21 protein-coding genes are annotated in these 19,782 nt (G+C 65.6%); 8 read left to right on the forward strand and 13 right to left on the reverse strand.

Annotation, left to right across the window (positions count from 1 at the left end; genetic code table 11):
- Positions 1-9 precede the first annotated feature (9 nt).
- Positions 10-1,608 carry an acyl-CoA carboxylase subunit beta gene (locus tag KXD97_RS09125; protein WP_260756397.1) on the reverse strand — a complete coding sequence of 533 codons (1,599 nt, stop codon included), beginning with the start codon at positions 1,606-1,608 and terminating at the stop codon, positions 10-12.
- A 162-nt stretch (positions 1,609-1,770) separates the two neighbouring features.
- Entirely contained in the window at positions 1,771-2,640 is an 870-nt protein-coding gene (locus tag KXD97_RS09130; protein WP_260756398.1) for a nitronate monooxygenase family protein, read from the reverse strand.
- A gap of 292 nt (positions 2,641-2,932) precedes the next feature.
- Between KXD97_RS09130 and KXD97_RS09135 the strand changes: the two genes are divergently transcribed.
- Positions 2,933-3,958: a LuxR C-terminal-related transcriptional regulator gene (locus KXD97_RS09135; protein WP_260756399.1), complete on the forward strand. Its 1,026-nt coding sequence runs from the start codon at positions 2,933-2,935 to the stop codon at positions 3,956-3,958.
- Positions 3,955-5,133: a LuxR C-terminal-related transcriptional regulator gene (locus KXD97_RS09140; protein ID WP_260756400.1), complete on the forward strand. Its 1,179-nt coding sequence runs from the start codon at positions 3,955-3,957 to the stop codon at positions 5,131-5,133. Before KXD97_RS09135 ends, KXD97_RS09140 begins: the two co-directional genes overlap by 4 nt.
- Positions 5,134-5,139: 6 nt before the next feature.
- Here the strand turns inward: KXD97_RS09140 and KXD97_RS09145 are convergent, their stop codons facing one another.
- Genes KXD97_RS09145 through KXD97_RS09170 form a run of 6 tightly spaced genes read right to left on the reverse strand, consistent with a single transcriptional unit; the run spans position 5,140 to position 10,248 of the window.
- Positions 5,140-5,649: a flavin reductase family protein gene (locus KXD97_RS09145; RefSeq protein ID WP_260756401.1), complete on the reverse strand. Its 510-nt coding sequence runs from the start codon at positions 5,647-5,649 to the stop codon at positions 5,140-5,142.
- Positions 5,646-6,119, reverse strand: a complete 474-nt coding sequence (locus KXD97_RS09150) for a hypothetical protein (RefSeq protein WP_260756402.1) — start codon at positions 6,117-6,119, stop codon at positions 5,646-5,648. The genes KXD97_RS09145 and KXD97_RS09150 overlap by 4 nt, the downstream gene beginning before the upstream one ends.
- 16 nt (positions 6,120-6,135) lie before the next feature.
- Positions 6,136-7,635, reverse strand: coding sequence for an aldehyde dehydrogenase (locus tag KXD97_RS09155; protein ID WP_260756403.1), 1,500 nt, complete (start codon positions 7,633-7,635; stop codon positions 6,136-6,138).
- Positions 7,636-7,649: 14 nt separating this feature from the next.
- Complete coding sequence (locus KXD97_RS09160) at positions 7,650-9,233, reverse strand: long-chain fatty acid--CoA ligase (RefSeq protein ID WP_260757897.1); 1,584 nt, start codon at positions 9,231-9,233, stop codon at positions 7,650-7,652.
- Positions 9,234-9,269: 36 nt separating this feature from the next.
- Positions 9,270-9,782 (reverse strand): ketosteroid isomerase-related protein, encoded by a 513-nt coding sequence (locus tag KXD97_RS09165; RefSeq protein ID WP_260756404.1) that lies wholly within the window; start codon positions 9,780-9,782, stop codon positions 9,270-9,272.
- A gap of 13 nt (positions 9,783-9,795) precedes the next feature.
- Entirely contained in the window at positions 9,796-10,248 is a 453-nt protein-coding gene (locus tag KXD97_RS09170) for a nuclear transport factor 2 family protein (protein WP_260756405.1), read from the reverse strand.
- Between the two features lie 249 nt (positions 10,249-10,497).
- Between KXD97_RS09170 and KXD97_RS09175 the strand changes: the two genes are divergently transcribed.
- Positions 10,498-11,748, forward strand: coding sequence for an acyl-CoA dehydrogenase family protein (locus KXD97_RS09175; protein ID WP_260757898.1), 1,251 nt, complete (start codon positions 10,498-10,500; stop codon positions 11,746-11,748).
- 107 nt (positions 11,749-11,855) lie between these two features.
- The gene (locus KXD97_RS09180) at positions 11,856-12,188 is read left to right on the forward strand and encodes a limonene-1,2-epoxide hydrolase family protein (RefSeq protein WP_396884880.1); all 333 of its coding nucleotides are present in this window, start codon (positions 11,856-11,858) and stop codon (positions 12,186-12,188) included.
- On the opposite strand, the gene KXD97_RS09185 is transcribed toward KXD97_RS09180, so the two are convergent.
- Positions 12,185-13,231: an LLM class F420-dependent oxidoreductase gene (locus tag KXD97_RS09185; protein ID WP_260756407.1), complete on the reverse strand. Its 1,047-nt coding sequence runs from the start codon at positions 13,229-13,231 to the stop codon at positions 12,185-12,187. The two genes, KXD97_RS09180 and KXD97_RS09185, sit on opposite strands and share 4 nt — an antisense overlap.
- A gap of 148 nt (positions 13,232-13,379) precedes the next feature.
- On the opposite strand from KXD97_RS09185, the gene KXD97_RS09190 reads away from it, so the two are divergent.
- Positions 13,380-14,216, forward strand: a complete 837-nt coding sequence (locus KXD97_RS09190; RefSeq protein WP_260756408.1) for a hypothetical protein — start codon at positions 13,380-13,382, stop codon at positions 14,214-14,216.
- Here KXD97_RS09190 and KXD97_RS09195 read toward each other — a convergent pair.
- Entirely contained in the window at positions 14,213-14,746 is a 534-nt protein-coding gene (locus KXD97_RS09195) for a TetR/AcrR family transcriptional regulator (RefSeq protein WP_222878187.1), read from the reverse strand. The genes KXD97_RS09190 and KXD97_RS09195 overlap by 4 nt on opposite strands.
- Before the next feature lie 291 nt (positions 14,747-15,037).
- Between KXD97_RS09195 and KXD97_RS09200 the strand changes: the two genes are divergently transcribed.
- From KXD97_RS09200 to KXD97_RS09210, 3 genes are read left to right on the forward strand one after another with little or no spacing between them, the layout of a single operon-like run.
- Positions 15,038-15,676: a cytochrome c oxidase subunit 3 family protein gene (locus KXD97_RS09200; protein WP_260756409.1), complete on the forward strand. Its 639-nt coding sequence runs from the start codon at positions 15,038-15,040 to the stop codon at positions 15,674-15,676.
- The gene (locus KXD97_RS09205; RefSeq protein WP_260756411.1) at positions 15,673-15,960 is read left to right on the forward strand and encodes a cytochrome C oxidase subunit IV family protein; all 288 of its coding nucleotides are present in this window, start codon (positions 15,673-15,675) and stop codon (positions 15,958-15,960) included. The genes KXD97_RS09200 and KXD97_RS09205 overlap by 4 nt, the downstream gene beginning before the upstream one ends.
- Positions 15,961-16,006: 46 nt before the next feature.
- Positions 16,007-16,735 (forward strand): hypothetical protein, encoded by a 729-nt coding sequence (locus KXD97_RS09210; RefSeq protein WP_235733791.1) that lies wholly within the window; start codon positions 16,007-16,009, stop codon positions 16,733-16,735.
- Positions 16,736-16,744: 9 nt separating this feature from the next.
- Here the strand turns inward: KXD97_RS09210 and KXD97_RS09215 are convergent, their stop codons facing one another.
- From KXD97_RS09215 to KXD97_RS09225, 3 genes are all read right to left on the reverse strand, one after another.
- Complete coding sequence (locus tag KXD97_RS09215) at positions 16,745-18,013, reverse strand: cytochrome P450 (protein WP_260756412.1); 1,269 nt, start codon at positions 18,011-18,013, stop codon at positions 16,745-16,747.
- 140 nt (positions 18,014-18,153) lie between these two features.
- Positions 18,154-19,071 carry a LuxR C-terminal-related transcriptional regulator gene (locus tag KXD97_RS33085; RefSeq protein ID WP_313901366.1) on the reverse strand — a complete coding sequence of 306 codons (918 nt, stop codon included), beginning with the start codon at positions 19,069-19,071 and terminating at the stop codon, positions 18,154-18,156.
- An 86-nt stretch (positions 19,072-19,157) separates the two neighbouring features.
- Positions 19,158-19,370 (reverse strand): ferredoxin, encoded by a 213-nt coding sequence (locus tag KXD97_RS09225; protein WP_222878183.1) that lies wholly within the window; start codon positions 19,368-19,370, stop codon positions 19,158-19,160.
- Between the last annotated feature and the right edge of the window lie 412 nt (positions 19,371-19,782).

The following is a 19,782-nucleotide window of genomic DNA, read 5'->3' on the forward strand; positions in this document are numbered from 1 at the left end:
TTCTGCGTCTCACATCCTGAACACGCCGAAGCCGCGGCGGCCTTCGACGACATTGGAATGGGCTGCCGACAAGGCCATCCCGAGTACCGACCGGGTGTCACGAGGATCGATCACACCGTCGTCGTAGATACGGGCGGACACGAAGAAGGAGTGCGATTCCTTCTCGATCTGCGCCTCGATCTCGGCGGTGCGCTTGGCATCGGCCTCGTGGTCGAATTCGCGCCCGGCCGCCGCGGCGGCGGCCTTGCCGACGATCGACAGCACACCGGCGAGTTGGGCGGCGCCCATCACCGCGAGCTTGGCGTTGACCCAGCTGAACATGAATCTCGGGTCGTAGGCGCGACCGGACATCCCGTAGTTGCCTGCGCCGAACGACCCGCCCATGTTGATGGTGATGTGCGGGACCGTGCTGTTGGTGACGGCGTTGATCATCTTCGCGCCGTCCTTGATGATGCCGCCCTGTTCATACTCAGCGCCCACCATGAATCCCGTGACATTCTGCAGGAAGATCAGAGGGGTGTCCGTCTGGTTGGCTAGCAGAATGAATTCCGTTGCCTTCTTGGATTCTTCGCTGAACAGCACGCCGCGGGTGTTGGCCAGGATCCCGACCGGGAAACCGTGGATCGACGCCCAGCCAGTGGCCAGGCTGGTGCCCCATCGCGGTTTGTACTCCGAGAATCGCGATCCGTCGGCGATCCGCGCGATCACCTCCCGAGGGTCGAACGGAACCCGGGAGTCTCCGGAGGCGATACCCAGCAGTTCCTCGGCGTCGTAGAGGGGTTCGTCAGCCGGTTGGGTCGGTCCCGGGCCGAGTTTGTCCCAGTTGAGGTGAGCGACGATGTCCCTGCCGATACGGATCGCATCGGTCTCGTCGACCGCGAAGTAGTCGCCGAGTCCGGACACCCTGGTGTGCATGTCGGCGCCACCGAGGGATTCGTCATCGGATTCCTCGCCGGTGGCCATCTTCACCAGTGGGGGCCCGCCGAGGAAGACCTTGGCCTGCTTGTCGACGAGCACCGCGTAGTCGCACATCCCGGGAACGTAGGCACCACCGGCCGTGGAGTTGCCGAACACCAGGGAGATGGTCGGGATTCCCATCGAGGAGAGTTCGGTCAGGTCGTGAAAGATCTTGCCCGCGTGGACGAACAGTTCCGATTGGGTGGGCAGGTCCGCGCCCCCGGACTCGACCAGATAGACCACCGGCAATCGGTTGACGCGGGCGATCTCGAGTGCGCGCAGGTTCTTCCGCAACGTGTAGGGGTTCATCGTGCCGCCCCGGACGGTGGGGTCATGGGCGATGATCATGCATTCGACGCCCGAGACGACACCCACACCGGTGACGATGGCCGCACCGACGTTGAACTCCGTGCCCCAGGCGGCGAGCGCGGACAGCTCCATGAACGGCGCATCCCGGTCGACGAGCAGTTCGATGCGTTCGCGGGCCAGCAGCCGGCCGCGGTCGTGATGCCGCTTCACATACCGCTCGCCGCCGCCGTCGGCGACCAGCCGCAGTTGTTCGTCGAGCTCCGCTACGGCGGCACTTTGAACCTCGCGGTTGAGCTGGAAGGCGTCGGAGGCGGGATCCACGTCCGATGTCAGGACTGTCATGGGCGACCTTTTCGGTGAACTCGCAATGGTGTCAGAACAAAAGTGAATGCAGATACGCTAAATGACCGTGACGCCCGCACCAAGGGCGCTCCGAAAGACACCTCTAACTGGTGAGATGATGGGTACGAGCGGAGTACTTCACAGACCCGTCTCGATCGATAGCTATCCATCGATCATTATCTTCAGCTCACGGCGGGCGGTGGTGTAACCGGCCAACAGTTCCTCGACCAGGGCCGCGACGTCGACGACGCTGTGCACCCCCGACACGCTGTGGCCGGCACTCCAGGCGTCCCGGTTCGTCAGCAGCTGTTCCTGGGTGAAACCGGACCCCACCTCGTCGGACCCGGAGGCCGACTGGGCGTCGAGCCAGCAGGACAGCAGACTGGCCGGTATCCCGCCGACCCGATCGGAGAGTCGGACGTCGTCGAGTGTCGCTGCCACCAGCGCGTCGCGGTAGTCGTCGCCGGCTGCACTCTCGCGCGTGGCGATGAATCTCGTACCCAGATAGGCGAAGTCGGCGCCGAGGATCTGGGCGGCGAGTATTGCGCGACCATCGCTGATCCCGCCTGCCAGCACGACCGGTCCGTCGAAATTCTCCCGGATCGCGCGGACGAACGCGAAAGGGTTGGCCGATCCGGTCTGGCCTCCCGCACCGGCGGTCAGCAGCACCAGCCCGTCGGCGCCGGCATCCAGCGCCCGCCAGGCGTGTTCGAGGCTCGCGACATCGGCGAAGACCCTGGCTCCCGCGTCGTGCAGGGGTTCGATGACCGGGGCGGGGCTGCCCACGCTGGTGATGACCAACTCCACTGCGTGGTCTATGAGAACGGCGAGGTCGTCGTCCCGTCTGGGGTTGCTGCGGTGTACCACGAGGTTGGGCGCGACCGGGGCCGCGTCGGCGGCGAGTTCGGACTGCGCCCGGGACAACCAGTCGTCGAGTTCCCGAGTGGTCGCGGCGTTGTGCGTGGGGAAGGACCCGATCACCCCGCTGCGGCAGGCCGCGATGACCAGCTCGGGGGTGGAGACGCTGGTCATCGGCGCGGCGATCGCCGGCAGCCTGAGGCGTCCTGCCCAAGGCAGGTTCCGGGAGGGAATGGGCACATGCACCTCGACTCTTGCGGACGTAGTGAATTCAAAATAACTAACGGCGGTGGACGGGTCAATGTCGCAACCACCGCGCAACCCGGGCGATTGGCCTGAAAGTCCTGCTCAAGGATCTCGGCCCATACCGATTGACAAAGTGACCCACGTCACCAATGATGGTGTCAGTTAGTAAACCGGTAACCGCATCGACGCGTCCCGGGAGGAGTGAGTCATAGAAATCAGCGTGGTACCAGGGAACGTCGGTTTCGCCGAGATGGCGGACCGCCTGGCCGATGCGAGCGCGGTCTCACACCGGATGATGACGGTGACGGCCGCGCGGGCCGGTCGGGATCTGGGCGGCATGTTGGATGCTCTGGCCCTGCTGCGGGAGAACACCGCGGTGCCGGACGTCCTCCAGCAAGCCGGCCTGGAGATTTGCCGCACAGCGGTTTTCGAGTGGGTCATCGTTTCGCGAGTCGCCGGATCGACATGGCAGCCTGTGGTGCGCTACCAGATGGGCGCCGACGGCCGCGTCACGGTCGATGTGGACGAATCAGGCTGCGGTGTGGACACATCGGATATCCCGTTGGCCTCTCCGCTTGTCGAGGCGGAAGTAGTGCGCCGTCGACTGCCCGCGTTGGTGCTCGATGCCGGCCACGAGCCGCGTGTTCATCGACCGCTCGTCGAACGCACCGGCACAACGCAATACGTGGTTGCCCCCATCGTGGCCGAGGGGGCCGTCATCGGTCTCATCCACGCCTCGTCTGCGGCGCCGGGGCGGGTGTTGACCGACCTGGATCGTGACCTTCTGCGGATGTTCGCCGACGGCGTCGGCCTGGTCTACGAGCGCGCGGTGCTCGCCGAGCGCAGCGAGCGACAGCGGCGTGCGGTGACCCAGGTGTGCGAAGCCGCGGTGCGCAGCCTCGACGAGGTGGACCCCACTGCGGCATTCGGCCTCGGGTCCGAGGTCGGGGCCCAGACACCCGACCGGGTCTACGCGCCTGCGCCTGCCGCCGGGATTTGCGAGAGCCGGGGTGCGGGCCGCGAGGGGTCGCGGCTGGCCCGGCTGACTGCGCGGGAACGAGAAGTCCTCGCCCTGCTGGCCAGCGGAGCCACCAACGCGCAGCTCGCCGATCGGCTGACGGTCGCGGAAAGCACTGTCAAGTCCCACGTGAAGCACATCCTGCACAAGTTGGGCGCCGGGAATCGTGCCGCGGCGATCGCGTGCTACCTGCGAGAATCCCGAGACCGCGAGAGGCGGCGACGATGAGTGTCTCGATGATCAGCGACAGTGCGCGCACCGCAGCGGGGGCTCGTCCCAGCGGCGAGTGGTGGACGCGCGAGATCGAATTGGTCGACCAACTGCGCGGCCTGCGTGAGCTGGTTGCGCGGGAGTTGCGCGGCGCGGTGACGCTGCCCGCAGTCGAGTGGGACGTGCCCGAACGGTCGGCCGAGGCGATCTCCGCCCTCACGCACCTGTGTATCGACTCGTTGCGTCGCCTTTCCGGCAACGAAGTCGAATGCGCACAACGGCTTTGCGGCCTCGTCCTCGATCTGCAACGGCTGGCGATGGATTGGTATCTGCACGACACCGCCATGCGCGGCCAGCGCCTCGCCGACTGTGCGGCCGGTCTGAGCAGGCTGCGCGGAGTCCCGAGTTCTGCGGCACTGCTCGACAACGCCTGCCAGGAGTTGGTGTTGCGGTGCGGTTTTCACCGGGCGGTGTTGTCGAAGGTCGAGAGTCACGGTTGGAAGCCGCTGATGCTCCACGACCGGTCGGCCGTCGCCGGTGGCTCCTGGTTCAGCGACTGGATCAACCAGACCGTGCCGCTGGTGCGGGACGCCCCCGAAGCCGAGATGATGTCGCGACGCCGGCCCTCACTGGTGCACGACACCGACACCGCGCCGGTGTACCGCCCGTTGATCGTGCAGGCCGGCCGGTCGCGGTCCTATCTGGTCGCCCCTGTGCTGCACGGTCGAGATGTCGTCGGATTCCTGCACACCGATCACCATCCGCTGGCGCGCAGGGTCGATGAGGCGGACCGGGAAGTGGCGTGGGCCTTCGCGGACGGATTCAGCCACCTCTACGAACGGGCGGTTCTGCTGGAACGTCTGCGGGCGCAGCGGGAAAGTGTGCGCGAGCTGTTCTTCGGTGCGGTGGACCGGATAGACGAACTGTGCGAGTCCGGCCTGGATACCCCGCGCGGGGCTGAGGTTGACCGCTGTGGCGACACCGACGGGCAGACCGGCAGACCGCCCGTCACCCTCACCGAGCGCGAAGCCGACGTGTTCGACCTGATGGTGACCGGGGCCAGCAATCAGGAGATCGCCGACCGGCTCGTCATCACCGAAGGCACAGTGAAATCGCACGTCAAGCACATCCTCCGCAAATACGGTGCGGTCAACCGCGCCCAGGCCATCGCGTGGGCGCTCAACGGCGGCTGACGAGCCTCATGAACCGACCGCGGGCAGCGGACTGGTCGCCAGGAACGTGCCGTCGTGGTACACCAGCGGTGCCGGGGGGGTGCCGTCACGGTCGTCGCAGTGGATGTGGTCGACCTGCGCGATCACCAGCGTCGAGTCCCCGACCGGTATCAACTGGTTCACACTGGCCCGCAACCAGGTCGGCGTACCGCTGAGCACCGGTTCGCCGGTGTCGAGCAGCGACCAGGACTCCGGCTCGCTGAACCGGTGTTCTGCGCTGCGGGAAAACCTGCGCGCCAGGTCGAGTTGATGTTCGCCGAGGATGTGCACCACCACCGATGAGGCCTTGCGCAGCGCCGCGATGCTCGACGAGGTGTGGGTGATGTTGAAGCACACCAACGGTGGATCCAGGGACACCGACGCCAACGAGGTCGCGGTGAATCCCACCGGACCCGTATCGGAGGTCAGCGTGATAATTGCCACCCCGGCGGCGTGGCGGCGCAGTGCGGCGCGATAGGAAGCGGCCGAGACGGTCATGCCGACTGCGATTCGGGTGAACCGAACACATTGGCGTTCATCGTGTTCAAGGCGGGCAAGGTGCTCTCCTCGATGAGTCCGGCGACAGATGCCAGCAGGGGTTGCAGGACGGCCCCGTCGGCGATGCCGAGGGCGTGCAGGTCGTTGATCAGGCCGGCCAGGCCGGTCGGCGTCCCGACGTAGCGTAGGGTGCCGGCCGGCCGGTCCGGATCCGCGGCCGCCATCAGTTCGCGGGCGGCGGGTGCGGTGGGGGCGATCATCACGTCGATGTCGACGAGGACGTCGACGCCCGGCTGCTGTTCACGGGTGCTGCGGGCGCGTTGAGCCACCTCACGAAGATCCCTGCCCCGGATGCGGACCGACGGTGCCGTCGAATCCATGCAGACCTGATCGCCATGGGTGATGCCGACCCGCGGCGGCTTGTGCACCGTGATGTCGTGGTCTTCCTGCACGCTCGTCGGCAATGTCATTTCTTCACCCCAACTTTCAGACGGCGGGATCGATGACGATCGCGAACGCCTTGTTCTCGATACCGCCGGACCGGTCGATCGAGATGAACTTCTCCTCGACGTATTCGTCGATCGCGTGGGGTCCGCCCTCACGGCCCAGGCCGCTTTCCTTGTACCCGCCGAACGGGTAGGCCGGGTGGATCACATGCCAGTTGTTCACCCACACCATGCCGGAGTCCAGTCGGCGTGCCACCTGCAGAGCGTTCTCTTCGCTTCCCCACACACCCGCCGACAGGCCGTAGTTGGTGTCGTTGGCGATCTTGATCGCCTCGTCCGTGGAGTCGTAGGTCAGCACCACCAGCACCGGACCGAACACCTCTTCCCGGGCGATGCGCATGTTGTTGGTGACATCGACGAAGATGGTCGGCTCGACCCAGTTGCCCTTGTCGAAGCCGGGCCCGTCGGGCACACCGCCGCCCAGGGCCACGGTGGCGCCCTCTGCCTTGGCGATCTCGAAATATTCGAGTATCCGGTCGCGCTGATGTGCCGAAATGATCGGTCCGACATGGGTTGTCGGCTGTAGGGGGTCTCCCAGCCGCAGGGTGGAGGCACGGGCGATCAGCTTGTCGAGGATCTCGTCGCGTCGGCTGTTCGGGATCAGCAGGCGGGTGCCCGCTTCGCACGCTTCGCCGTTGTTGGCCATGCAGGCGAACAGTGCGCCGTCCACGGCCATCTCGATGTCGGCGTCGTCGAGAATGATGTTGGCGCCCTTGCCGCCGAGCTCGAGGGTGACCCGCCGGATGGAGTCCGCGGACTGGCGCAGGATGCTCTTGCCGACTGCGGTCGAGCCCGTGAAGGCCACCTTGCGCACACCCGGGTGCCCGGACAGGTGGGCACCGACGGGCTCGCCGTCCCCGGTGACGACGTTGAGGACGCCGGGCGGTAGGCCGGCTGCGTCGAACTCGCGGGCCAGCTCCAACGGCAGCAGGGGCGCGTGCTCGTCGGGTTTGAGCACCACCGAGTTACCGGCGGCCAGCGCGGGCCCGATCTTCCACACCGTGGTCAGCAGCGGGATGTTCCACGGCACGATCGCCGCGACGACGCCGATCGGTTCGCGCACCACGATCCCGGCGGCCGGTACCGGTTCGATGGCGGGTCCTTGAGTCTCCCACTCGTAGTCCCGTGCGATAGCGGCGACGTATTGCAGTTGCGCGGCCGACAGACCGACATGCAGGGCGCCGGTGATGCGGATCGTGGCGCCGTTCTCCCGGGACTGCAGTGCCGCGAGTTCCTCGGTGCGCGCCGCGAGGCGTTCGGCCACGGTGTTGATCAGCGCCGCCCGCTCGGCCGGCGGTGTGCGCCGCCAGGTGCCCTCGTCGAACGCGCCCCTGGCGGCAGCCACGGCCGCGTCGACATGTGAGACATCGCCCTTGGCCACCGTGGCGACGAGTTCTTCCGTCGCGGGGCTGCGGATTTCGTAGTTGTCGTCGGTGTCGATCCACTTGCCGTCGATGTAGAGCGAATAGTGGTTGCTCATTGCCTGTCTCCTAGCTACCCGATCTGTCGGGAGTTGCTCTGCCAATAGGGTTTGCGGATGGCCTTCTTGTCGACCTTGCCTGCGGGGTTCAGCGGCAGCTCGTCGGTGAACAGGATCTTCTTGGGTGCCGGGATGCTGCCCAGCGCCTGCTTGACATGGTTGACCAGTTCGAGCTGGAGCTCGGTGCCGGTGATCTCACCCGGGCGGGTTACCACCATCGCCAGCACCGCCTCTCCCCATTTGGGGTCCGGCACCCCGATCACCGCGGCCTGGGCGACGGTGGGGTGGGTGCACAGCACGTCTTCGACCTGGCGGGGGAACACGTTGAAGCCGCCGCTGACGACCATGTCCTTCTTGCGGTCGACCAGGTACAGATAACCGCGGTCGTCGAGGCGCCCGACGTCGCCGGTGTGCACCCAGCCGTCGCGGACCGTCTCGGCGTTGCGCTGCGCGTCGAGGTAGCCGAGCATCTGGCCCAATTGGCGGGTGCAGATCTCGCCGGCCTCCCCGGTCGGCAACACGTTGTCCCGGTCGTCGCGGATGCTGACCTGGACCGCGAACATCGGACGTCCGGCCGAAGCCAGCCGGGCGACCCAGTCCTCGTGCGATTCCCCCTCGGCGGCGAGGTGTTCGTGCTTGCGCAGGCACGAGACGTAACCCTGCTCGGTGCCGGCGTAGGTCTGGATGAAGATCGGGCCGAAGGTGTCCAGCGCCTGTCGCAGCCGCTCGGGGGCCATCGGTGCGCCGGCGTAGATCATCGTGCTCAGGCTGGTGATGTCGAAGCGATCGCGGCCGGCGTGGTCGAGCAGGAGATAGATGATGGTGGGGACCACGGCGGTGGCGGTGACGCGGTGGCGCTCAATGTTGGTCAACAACGTCTCGACGTCGAGCCCGGGAAGCATGACGTTGGTCCCGCCCCGGATGAACGTCGGGATGACGAAGATCTGGGTGAAGTGGGTCAGCGGTGCGCCGTGGGCGAAGACCTCGCCGAACCGGATGTCGCCGATCTCCAGGCCCGCCGATATCGCGTAGTAACTCCACGTGTAGTGGGAATTGACAACACCTTTGGGCTCGCCGGTGCTGCCGGAGGTGAACAGCACGTAGGCTTCGTCGTGCTCGTCGATGGCGACGTCGGGCCGGGTGTCCGCCGCCGCGGACACCACCGCGGCGAAGTCGGCGGCCTCGGTCAGCGTGGCAACGGGCTCACCGACGCGGATGACCGTCTGCAGCTTGGGCAACTCGTCGCGGATGGAGGCCACTGACTCTTCGAACTTGGCGTGATAGAGCAGGGTCGTGGCGTCGGTCTGTGCCAGGTTGGAGCGGAAGCCGTCGGCGGCGGCGCGGGTTGGCATCTGCACCAACACCGCGCCGGCCGCCCAGACGGCCTGCTGGATGGGGATGAACTCCAGGCAGTTGGGCATCAACAACCCGACCCGGTCCCCCTTCTGCACACCGGCGGCGATCAACGCGTTGGCAATGCGATTGCGCCACAACCACAGCTCTCGATAGGTGAGGCTGCGGTCGCCGTCGACGATCGCAACGCGATCGCTGTAGTAGGTGCAGGCCCGATCGAGGACCTCGGGCAATACGCCCCACATGCCGGTGTCGGAATGCTCCACGATGAAACGAACTCCCTACTGTGCCAGGGCGGCTGGGTCGAATCCTTCGACCCAGTACTCCGGGGTGATGATCGGAAGTCCGAGTTCCTGCAGCACCGGTGTGTCGTTCCAGTAGGTGGTCTCGCGTGCGATCTTGCCGTCGGCGTCCAATTGATGCCAGGTGATCCCCCTGGTGGTCAGCGTCTTTCCGTCGGTCGGCACACCGCGGAAGGTGGCCAGTCCTTCACCGGTCCAGTCCCAGAGGATGACCACGGCGGGATTCCCGTTCACGCCGGCCAATTGGAATGCCTCGTTGGCCGTGAAGGTGTGGACCCCGACGCCATTGTCCGGGTTCTTGTTGGCGAACGGTGCGAGCCGCGGCTGCAGCTCGTCCTTCGTGATCGCGGTGTCGATCACGTGGTCGGAGTCCATGTGGTCGTCGTAGACCAGGTCGTCGGCGTACAGTGCGACCGCGGCATCGGTGTCGTTACCGAGCGCATCTGCCCAACGGGCGGCGTGCTGGGCGGCCATCGTGGTGTCGAGTGTCATGTCGGTGTCCCTTTCAGACCAGCGCCGGTGCCTTGGCGACCGCGGAGGGATCGACGGGCAACCCCAGGTCCCGGACCGCGGTGCTCACATCCCAGAAGCTTTCTTCGCGTTTGATGCGGCCGTCGGTGTCGTAGATGTGGAAGGTGATGCCCCGCGTGCCCGGTACCTTGCCGTTGGTCGGCACCCCGACGAAGGCCGTGGCGGACGGTGCCTGCCAGGTCCAGCGGTAGATCGCAGCCTTCTCATCACCGACGACCTCGTCGATGCGGAAGTTGTTGATGCCGATACCGTTTTCGGTGTCGGCATTTGCGTAGGGGGCGAAGACCCGCAGCAGTTCCTCCTTGGAGGTGATCGACTGCCCGAGGATCGGGTCCTCGAACAGGAAGTCGTCGGCGTACAGCGCGACGACGGCTTCGGGGCTCTCCCGGAAGGCCTTCAGCCATTTGACGGCGAATGTGTGGCTCATAGACGTTTCTCCTCGCTGGTCGTGCCGGGCGCTTCCGACGCTATGGAGCGACAGTTGCGCCCTCGACTACCCCGGGGAGGAAACGGACTGCCCCATAGGGGGAGAAGGGGCGGGACACCGTGCCGCCGCGCGGGTTGACCAGTACTGATCTCCTCCGATGGCCGAGCGAGTTACCCCCTGTGAGGGGTGTGGTGGGCACTCGTGACCGGCAGCATCGGGACGAACCGCAGCACCATCAAGGGAGTGACAATGCTGGAACAGGATTTGACCGACGAGGACTTCGCACCGTACTTCGCCAAGGCGCAGGAAGTCTCGCAGTTCTTCCGCGAGATCGGGCCCAAGTACGACCAGGAGAACACCTTCGCCTACCCGTCGATCGAGGTCTTCAAGAAGTCGGGTCTGGGGGCACTGCCGGTCCCGAAGGCTTTCGGGGGTCCCGGCGGCAACATCCTGCAGGTCTCGAAGGTCGTCTCGGAGCTGTCCAAGGGGGACTCGGCGATCACGCTGGCCTACAACATGCACTACATCATGGTCGGCATCGCCGGGAACCTGATGAGCGAGGAACAGAACAAGTACTGGCTGGGCCGAGTCGCCGACGGTGAATTGATGTTCGGCCCGTTCTCCGAGCAGCGGGCGGGCTTCTCCGGGCTGGCCGACATGCAGGCCGTCCCGCAGAAGGACGGCGGATGGAAGCTGTACGGCAAGAAGACCTGGGGCACGCTGTGCGAGGCCGCCGACATCATCACCACCAACGCCACCGAAACCGATGCCGACGGCAACCTGCCGGACACCTTCGACGGCCGGGTGGCCGCCGAGAAGCTGTTCATCGGGGACTTCAAGGTCGACGAGAACGGCATCGGTGACGGTATCCGCATCGAGAAGACCTGGGACGCCCTGGGTATGCATGCCACCGGTACACAGACGATCGTCTTCGACGGCTACTTCGTCCCGGAGGACGGCTTCGTCTCACCCTGGCGTGCAGGTGCTTTCGGCGTGCTCGAGTGGGCTTCGCTGTTGTTCGCCAGCATCTACCTGGGTATGCAGCAGCGCATCCTGGAGGAGTCGATCAAGACGCTGTCCAAGAAACACCTGGGCGCGACGTTCGGTGCGATCGTGGCCGCCGACACCGAGGTCAAAAGCGTCGGGCACATCATCGACGGCATCGGCGACATGGCCTCCCGTGTCGAGTGCAGCCGGCGGGTGCTCTACCAGACCTGCCAGGACCTGATCGACGGCAAGGACAAGTTGTGGGCGCCCGAACTGAGGTTTCCCTACCTCGGTCTGGCCAAGACGTTCGTCGCCGACAATGTGATGCACATGTCGCGGCACGCGATGAGCATGGTGGGCGGTCAGTCGTTCCGCAGGGGCGGTATCTTCGAGCGGCTCTACCGGGACTCGGCAGCCTCGATGTTCCAGCCGCTCAACGCCGATCAGACCCGCACCTACATCGGTCAGTTCCTGCTGGAGTCCGCCGCCGCTCAGAACGGAGCGTCCAGCTGAGCGCGGCCGAGTCCCTGGGTGCCGCTCACAGTCCCGAGGACACAGTTTGCGGGTTCTTTCAGCGGTGGGCACTCAGTTTCGACGAGCTGTGCCGGTCGTTTCGCGAATTGCTCGGGGATGAGGGGGAGTGGGTGGCCGGGCCGCCGCCGATCCCGGTCACGCACGGTGCACAAGAGGCAGTCGGTCTGCTCGAAGGGTTCCGTGCCAACTACGACCTGACGACCATCGACGTGGAGCTGCTGCACATCGGCATGTCGAACAAGGTGATCTATACCGAGCGTGTCGACCACCTCATCGACTCGACCGGGCGACGGTTCATCTCATTGCCGATAGCCGGCATCATGCGTCTTGCCGACAAGCCCGACGACAACGCCGTCGAGCTGGCCTACTGGCGGGACTACTGGGACATGCGGGACTTCCTCGACCTGCCCACCGCCTAGGCTCCTCTCGGCTCACACCGTATCCCCTCGACGATCTCCGCGCGCGTCGCTTCGTCGAGGGGATACGGTGTGTAGAGCGTGAATCGGTCGATCAGCCCATCGAAGCGGCGGATGATGTCGCGGCCAACGTCTTTCGGCTCACCGACGACCGCCAAGGTGCCCAGCACCTCGTCGTCGATCAGGCCGGTCATGGCGTCCCAATCTCCGGCCTTGGACAGCCGGTGCAGCTCGGTGTGCAGCTCACTCCAGCCGTGCAGATCGAGCACCGCGCGGTAGGCCGGGGTGGCTCCGTAGAAGGCGATCTGGTGGCGCACCCGGGCCAGGGCTTCGTTGAAGTTGCGCTCGTCGGCACCGGTGGCGATCAGTCCCGGATACGACGTGGTGAACTCGCCGCGGGTGCGTCCGGTGGCGGCCAGGCCTTTCTCGACATTCGGCATTGTCACCTCGCGCAGATATCGCGCGGTGGTAAACCCGTGCACCAGCAGTCCGTCCGACACCTCGGCGGCCACCGAGGTCATCTTCGGGCCCACCGCGGCCACCATCACCCGCGGCGGCCCGAACGGGTTGGGCTCCGGGCTGAACATCGGCGTCATCAGCGTGTGCTGGTAGTGGTCACCGCGGAAATCGAGCTTGTCACCGGTCTGCCAGCTGTGCCAGATCGCCTGCAGCGCAGCAATGTACTCACGCATCCTGTCGGCCGGCGCTGACCACGGCATGCTGAACCGGCGGGTAATGTGCGGCTGGATCTGGGATCCGAGCCCGAGCACGAGTCGGCCGCGGCTGAACGTGTTGAGGTCGTTGGCCACCGTGGCCATGGTCATCGGGCTACGGGCGAACGCGACGGCCACGGCGGTGCCCAGTTGCAGCGACGCCGATCTGTCGGCGGCCAGCATCAGTGGCAGGAACGGATCCCGGCTCACCTCGGTCGACCAGATGCCGTCGTAACCAATCCGTTCGGCGGTGGCGATCTGGTCGGCGAGCACCGTCAGGTCGGCGCCGCCGGTGCCGTCGATCGATCCGCCGAAGTTTCCGTCCACATGCATGGAGACAAGTGTGGCAGCGCGAACGGACCGGTGCTCCGCTTCACCCCTCCGGGGGGAGTGAGATACCCCCGATGAGCATGTGGTGCAGGCCACGATCTTCACTAGCGTGCCACTGAGCGCAGCAGAAACCCACAGCCGAGGAGGACTTATGGGACGCATGCCCATCGAAGTCATGGCACACGAACTGGATCTGCTGTGGCAGAACATCTTCACCTGGGTCAGCTGGGCCATTGTCGTCGCAATGGTCGTCATCGCCGTCCGGATGGGCGTCAAGCAGCGCACACCGTTCTACCTGATCGCCATCCTGGCCGCCGCAGTGGCGGCGTACGCGGAACCGCTGTACGACGTGGCGTTCGACCTCTGGTTCTACGACGCTCAAAACGGCGAACCCGGGGCAGGTTACATGCACTTCTCCGCCTTCGGGGTCGTTCAGCCTGTGTGGACGCACAGCGGCTACGTAATCCTCTATGCCACCGCATGTCTGTACGCGGGGCGGCGGATCTACGAAGGACGGCTCGGGCGGCGCGGCCTGTTCGTCATCTGGGGGGCAGAGGTGTTGGCCTCGTGTGTGTTCGAGGTGATCGGGACGGGCACCAACGTGTACACCTATTACGGGCCGTACGTGCTACGGATCTGGAACTATCCGCTCGTCATCGGTGTCCTGGAAGGCACTCAGGTCGTGCTGTTCACGGTGGTGGCGGTGCTGGTCTGGCGCCAGGTGTCGACGGCGTGGGGACTGCTGAGTCTGTTCGTCGTCTTCCCGATGACCTTCTACGCCGCGAACTTCGGCCTCGGCGCCCCGGTGATCATCGCGATGCACCTCGACCGCGGGCTCGCAACCTCGGCGGTCATCTGGGCGGCCACCCTCTTCACGATCGGTCTGTGTACGTTCGTCGTCTACGGACTGAGCAGATTCCTGCCACAGCCGCTCCCCGCCCCGGCCGATCGTCGTGTGCAGAACGTCGTCGCCGTACCTACGAGTTAACGGTCGAGACCGAGCACGGCGCGTGCAGCATCGGTGAGCAGCACGCGAAGCCGGTCCTCGGGTAAGCCGGTGTTGTGGAACAGCGGGGACTGGATCGCGCCGATGACGGCGTGTACCACGGTGCGCGCCTCGGCGTCGGTCAGGTCCACTCGTAATTCGTTCACCAGATGCACCCACTCCTCCAGGTACAGCCGCTGCTTGCGACGCAGACGACGACTGTCCTCCTCGGGCAGGTTGTTGATCTCGTTGTAGTAGACTTGCGCCAACTCGCGGTCGGCCACGACGAACTCCACCTGACCGGCGATCAGAAGATCCAGAGCCTGGCCGAGGTCGTCGGTGGCGTTCAGGATTTCCTGCTCGTCGCGCAGCAGTTCGTCGATCACCCGGTCGAACAACGCGACCAGCACGGCAGACTTGCTGTCGAAGTGGCGGTAGACCCCGGATCCGGTGATGCCGGCGGCGGCGCCGATCTCGGCGATCGAGACAGCGTGAAAACCCTTGCGGGCGACGAGATCTGCAGCCGCGGCCATGATCCGGCTCTTGCGTTCCGGGTCGCGGGTGCGTGCGTTGGTACGCGCCTCCCCGGGCGCTTCAGCGACGATGATTCTTCCCTCCGATGTGCCTAAAGGTTCATTATGCACGGACTATGAACATGCAATTCGTGTTGTCAAATGTTAATGCCCGATCACTTCGCACTCTCGGGGTGTGACGACCTCGGCCTTATCGACGGGCGCGGCCGGGTCTGATCTTCCCCCTTCGAGACACGGGTTCACCCCCATGGGGTCTGTCCCGACGGCCCGGACAGCGTGATGCTGAGACCCGTGGCCGAAGCGGCGGAGGAGTACGTCGACGATTCCACGCGACCGATGACCGCGCCCGCGTCCCGGCCCCTCGCGATCGGGCGGTTGCCCGGGGTCGACGGTATATGGGCGGTGATCGGCGCCGACTCGGTGATCTTCGCGGTGCTGTTCGTCAGCTTCATGCTGGACCGCCGCCAACACGTTGCGGTGTTCGAGGCCTCCCGGCAGACGCTCGACAGCACTCTCGGCGGTATAGACACCCTGATCCTGCTCACCAGCTCGTGGATGGTCGCGTTGGCGATCCAGGCGCTGAAACGCGACGCGATGGGCCGGGTCTCGCGATATCTGCTCTTCGGAGCGCTCACCGGCCTGCTGTTCATGATTTCCAAGTCGATCGAGTACGCCGAGAAGTTCGGGCACGGCATCACGCCGGCGACCAACACCTTCTACATGTGGTACTTCACCCTGACCGGAATCCACCTGCTGCACGTCGCGTTGGGTACCGCATTGTTGACCGTCGTCTGGGTGCGGGCCCGACGCGGAACCTACCGCAGCGTCAACCGCGCGGTGCCCGAATCCGTGGCGACCTTCTGGCACCTGGTCGACTATCTGTGGATCGTCCTGTTCCCTCTGCTCTACCTGATGCGGGCCGGCTCATGACCGTCCTGCGCGAGCGGGCCAGCCGGGTGTGGCTTGTCCTGGTGGTGCTGACCGTACTCACCACGTGGGGCCTGTCCAAGGACCTCCTCGCCCCGAGCGTCGCGGTGGCCGGGACGTTCCTCGTCGTCGCGATCAAGGTGCGCCTGGTGATGCTGGACTTCATGGAGTTGCGCCACGCCCCGGTCCGGGTGCGGATCGTCTTCGAGAGCTGGATCGTCGTGATCGTCCTGGCGATCCTCGGCCTGTGGTTCCTTACCCCGGTCGTCAACCCGTCCGTCGTCTGAAACATCCTGACAGAAAGGTGTTCCCGTGTCACAGAGAGGTGTTCCCGTGGCCGCAATCGAGAAATCCGGCTCGCTGAGAATCGCGCTGTGGTGCAACTGGATCTTCGTGGCCCTCACCGCCGTCGGCTGGTTGGGCATCGCGCACTTCTGGGCGCCGGCACGGGCGGACTTGGGCATGGAGGCCACCAGAATCTGGTTCACCGAGAGCCACCGCTGGGGGGTGATCGTCGGCTGCACCCTGTTCTACATCGCGGCCGGGATTCTCACCCCGGGATCCATCGCGTTCGGCATGATGCTGTCCAGGATCGAGGGCCGGCACCCGGTGTGGTCCTTCACCACCGCGGTGTGCGGAGTGTTCATCTCGCTGATCGTGTTCCTGAACTGCTGCGCGTGGATCGTGGCCGCCTACCGGCCCGAGTTCGGTGCGGACGTGGTGCAGTCCTGGTACGACTGGGCGTGGTTCGCATTTCTGCTCGGGTGGATCTATCTGGCGGTCGAGATGGCCGCCAGCGCAGTGGTGGAACTGATGGACGACCGGCCGGCCCCGATGATCCCACGCTGGTTCACCTGGCTGACCCTGTTCGGGGCGGTGTCCATCTTCACCGCCGCCGGTCCTGCCTTCTTCAAGAGTGGCCCCTTTGCCTACCACGGCCTGCTGGCCTTCTACATGCCCGTCGCGGTGTGGGGCCTATACCTCGTGGTGACAACGGGATTCATGCTCAAAGAGCTCAACCGAGATGCCGGCCGGCCGGCGCAGGTGGTCTCGGCGACCTGACGGGCTTTGTCAGGACTTCTTCTTATCCGGTGTCCAGGTGGCGGGAAGCCGCTTGACGCCGTTCATGAAGTTCGACAGCAGCAGATCGGGTTCGCCGACTTCCAGGTTCGGCATGCGGTGGTAGATCTCGCGCATCTGCGCCTTGAGAACCTCGCGGCCGAGGATGTGGCCGAGGCAGTAGTGCGGTCCGCCGGCACCGAAGGACTGGTGCGGGTTGTGCTTCTCGTCGCGGGTGATGTCCATCTGCTCGGAGTTCTCGAAGACGTCCTCGTCGCGGTTGCTCGCGTAGTACCACATGACGACCTTGTCGCCTTCCTTGATGGTGACGTCGTCGAGTTGGTAGTCCTGGGTCGCGGTGCGGCGGAAGTGCATCAGCGGCGGCTCCATCCGCAGCGACTCGTTGACCGCGTCGTCGACCCGGTTGTCGAAGTCGCCCATCAGGAGCTCGAGCTGAGCGGGGTTCTCCTGGAACAGGTTCAGGGTGTGTGCCATCGCGTGCCGAGTGGTGTCGTTGGCACCGGCCGCCAGCAGGGCGAAGAACACGCCGACCTCGTTCTGGGAGAGTTTGTTGCCCTCGTACTGAGCCTCGGCGACCCAGGTCAACAGATCCTCGCCGGGATTCTTGATCCGTTCCGGCACCAGCTCGTGCGCCAGGTTGGCGAGCTTCTGCGACGCATCGGCGAACACCATCAGCGGCGACCCGATGTGCGCGTACTCGGGGTCGTTCCAGCAGGCGAACTGCTCCGCGGCGTCCATCGTGTACTGGATCTGGTCGCTGTCGGTGATCCCCAGCATGCTGCAGAAGACCCGCCCCGGCACCTCTTTGGTGATCAGTTCGCACAGATCCCCTTCCCCGAGCGGGGCCACGTCGTCCACGATGCTCCTGACGATGCCGCCGATTTTGTCCGACATCTTCCGGATGTTGCGGGGGGTGAACGCCACCGTGACGATGTTGCGCATCTCGGTGTGTCGCGGCGGATCCGTCACGATGAACGACAGCATGTCCTCGAGCTGGGGAAAGTCGTCGATGAACACACCCTCGGCTGAACTGAAGACCTCGACGTTGCGGGACACCTCCCGCAGGTGGCGGTGTTTGACCAGCGACCAGAAACCCTTGGCGTTCTGCAGGTTCGGGTCCAGGGACTCGGGCGCGTCGTTCCAGCTGATCGGCCTGTTGTTGCGAAGCCACCGGAACGCTTCGTGGCGGTAGGCCCGCGGCTTGGCCCAGAACTCCAGGGAGTTCAAACGGGTGTCGATGCTTTCGGTCGAAACGCTCATCGGATGTTCCTCACTTCTCGGGCCGGGCATGCGTCGCTGATGACCGGTCCAAACGAGGGTATGGATTGTGTGACCGCTGACACATCGGCTGATGGGGTCAACTTTGTGTTCCGGAAGTGGGAGGCCCACCGTTGCCGGCGCTAGGTAAGCGAGGTGAAGAGCCGCCGGTACCGGGCCACGGCATCGGTTCGGTTGCCAGCGCCCAGTTTGCCCATGATGTGGCGCAGGTGTGACTTGACGGTTCCCTCGGAGATGAACAACCGTCCGGCGATCTGCGCGTTGGTTTTACCCTCGGCCAGCAGGTTTAGGACCTGACGCTCCCTGCGGGTCAGCTGTTCGGTGTCGGGTCCGCCGAGGGCGTGGACGTCGGCGGGCTCCGGTGGTCGAGGCGGCGGGACATCGGCGCCGAGGTCACCGTCGAGGAATCCGGTGAGCGCGTCGACCACCCGGTGGTAATCGGACGCGCCGCTTTGCATCGCGTGCAGGCGTTCCAGCGCGAGGTTGCGCTCCATGATCGCTCCTAGGCCCTCGGCGAACACCCCGAGCACGTCACGGTCCGAGGGTCCGACGTCCCCGGATTCGGTGGGAGCGTCGGCGTGCAACAGGGCGACGGGTGACTGCCACAGGTAGACCGGCGCCGCGATGTAGACCTCGGGTTTGATGACGGCGACCAGCGGTGCGTTCACGCGTGGGTCTGACTGCGGACGGTTGACCAGGATAGGCGCCTTGGCTCGCAGCATCGAGCTTTCCGGCAGCGGCTGACAGATCCGGCGGGGGTGGGCGCGTCCCACCTTGAGCAGCGCCGCCGTCAGTGCCGTGTCGCCGGTGGTATGTGCGGAGCGGACCAGCCACATGTTGTGCCGGACCAGGGAGAACAGCACCCTGCCGAACCCGGCACGGCACAACTCGACCGGAATACGCTCGGCCAGTTCACCGTTGGTGTTCACACCGCGCAGCCGGGCCAGGGCGTCGGAGGTGGCGGCCGGCCGTCTCGCCGGCGGCACCGCGCCGACGTAGCCGGGGTCGACCGACTCCGGTGCCCGGTTCAGGGCTGTCACGGGTGCGACGTTATCCGGGCCCCGGCGCGTCCCGCATCTCCCAAGAGGGGTAACTGTTCTCCACCCGCCTGTGGCGAGGGCCGGTGTCAGGCGTCGATGACCTGGATCGACTGGGTCGGGCAACTCGCGGCCGCTTCTTCGACCTCGGCCCGTCGGGCCGGTTCGACGGTGCCCCGTAGCAGCGTCATCTGCCCGTCGCCGCCGTCGGCGATCTCGAAGAAGTCGGGTGCGTGCATTTCGCAGAGCCCGATCCCCGCACACGTCGAGCGGTTGAAGATGATCCGTCCCGCGGCTGCCATGGCCGCCTCCTTCTCGAAGTCAAGGACATCGCGCGTCCTGATGCCACTACAGCACCGGCCGCCGCTCGTCGACAGCCTCCAAAAGGGAGGTCTTTCGCATCCAAAGGGGGATCGGGTCGGGTGCGACGGCTAGCCGAGGTAGACCCCGGGTGGCCCCGTAAGGTAGGACGCGGTCCACTTCCGCCAGCCGTCGGTGTGATCGGTGCTGTCGCCGAGTCGAATGCGCCGTACAAATTCCCCGGAATCAGTTGCGGTGCAGAGAATTTCGCCGCGCACGGTCGTCTTCACATCTGCCATCGACATGGTGTCGGGCAGAAAGATCTCGATGGATCTCCAGGCCTGGGACATTGGTTGTTCCTCCGGGTCGGGCACTGGCCGTCGCTGTCGACGTTAACCGCGTCCTCGCGCCGTC

This window comes from Mycobacterium sp. SMC-8, assembly GCF_025263565.1.
Lineage (GTDB): Bacteria > Actinomycetota > Actinomycetes > Mycobacteriales > Mycobacteriaceae > Mycobacterium.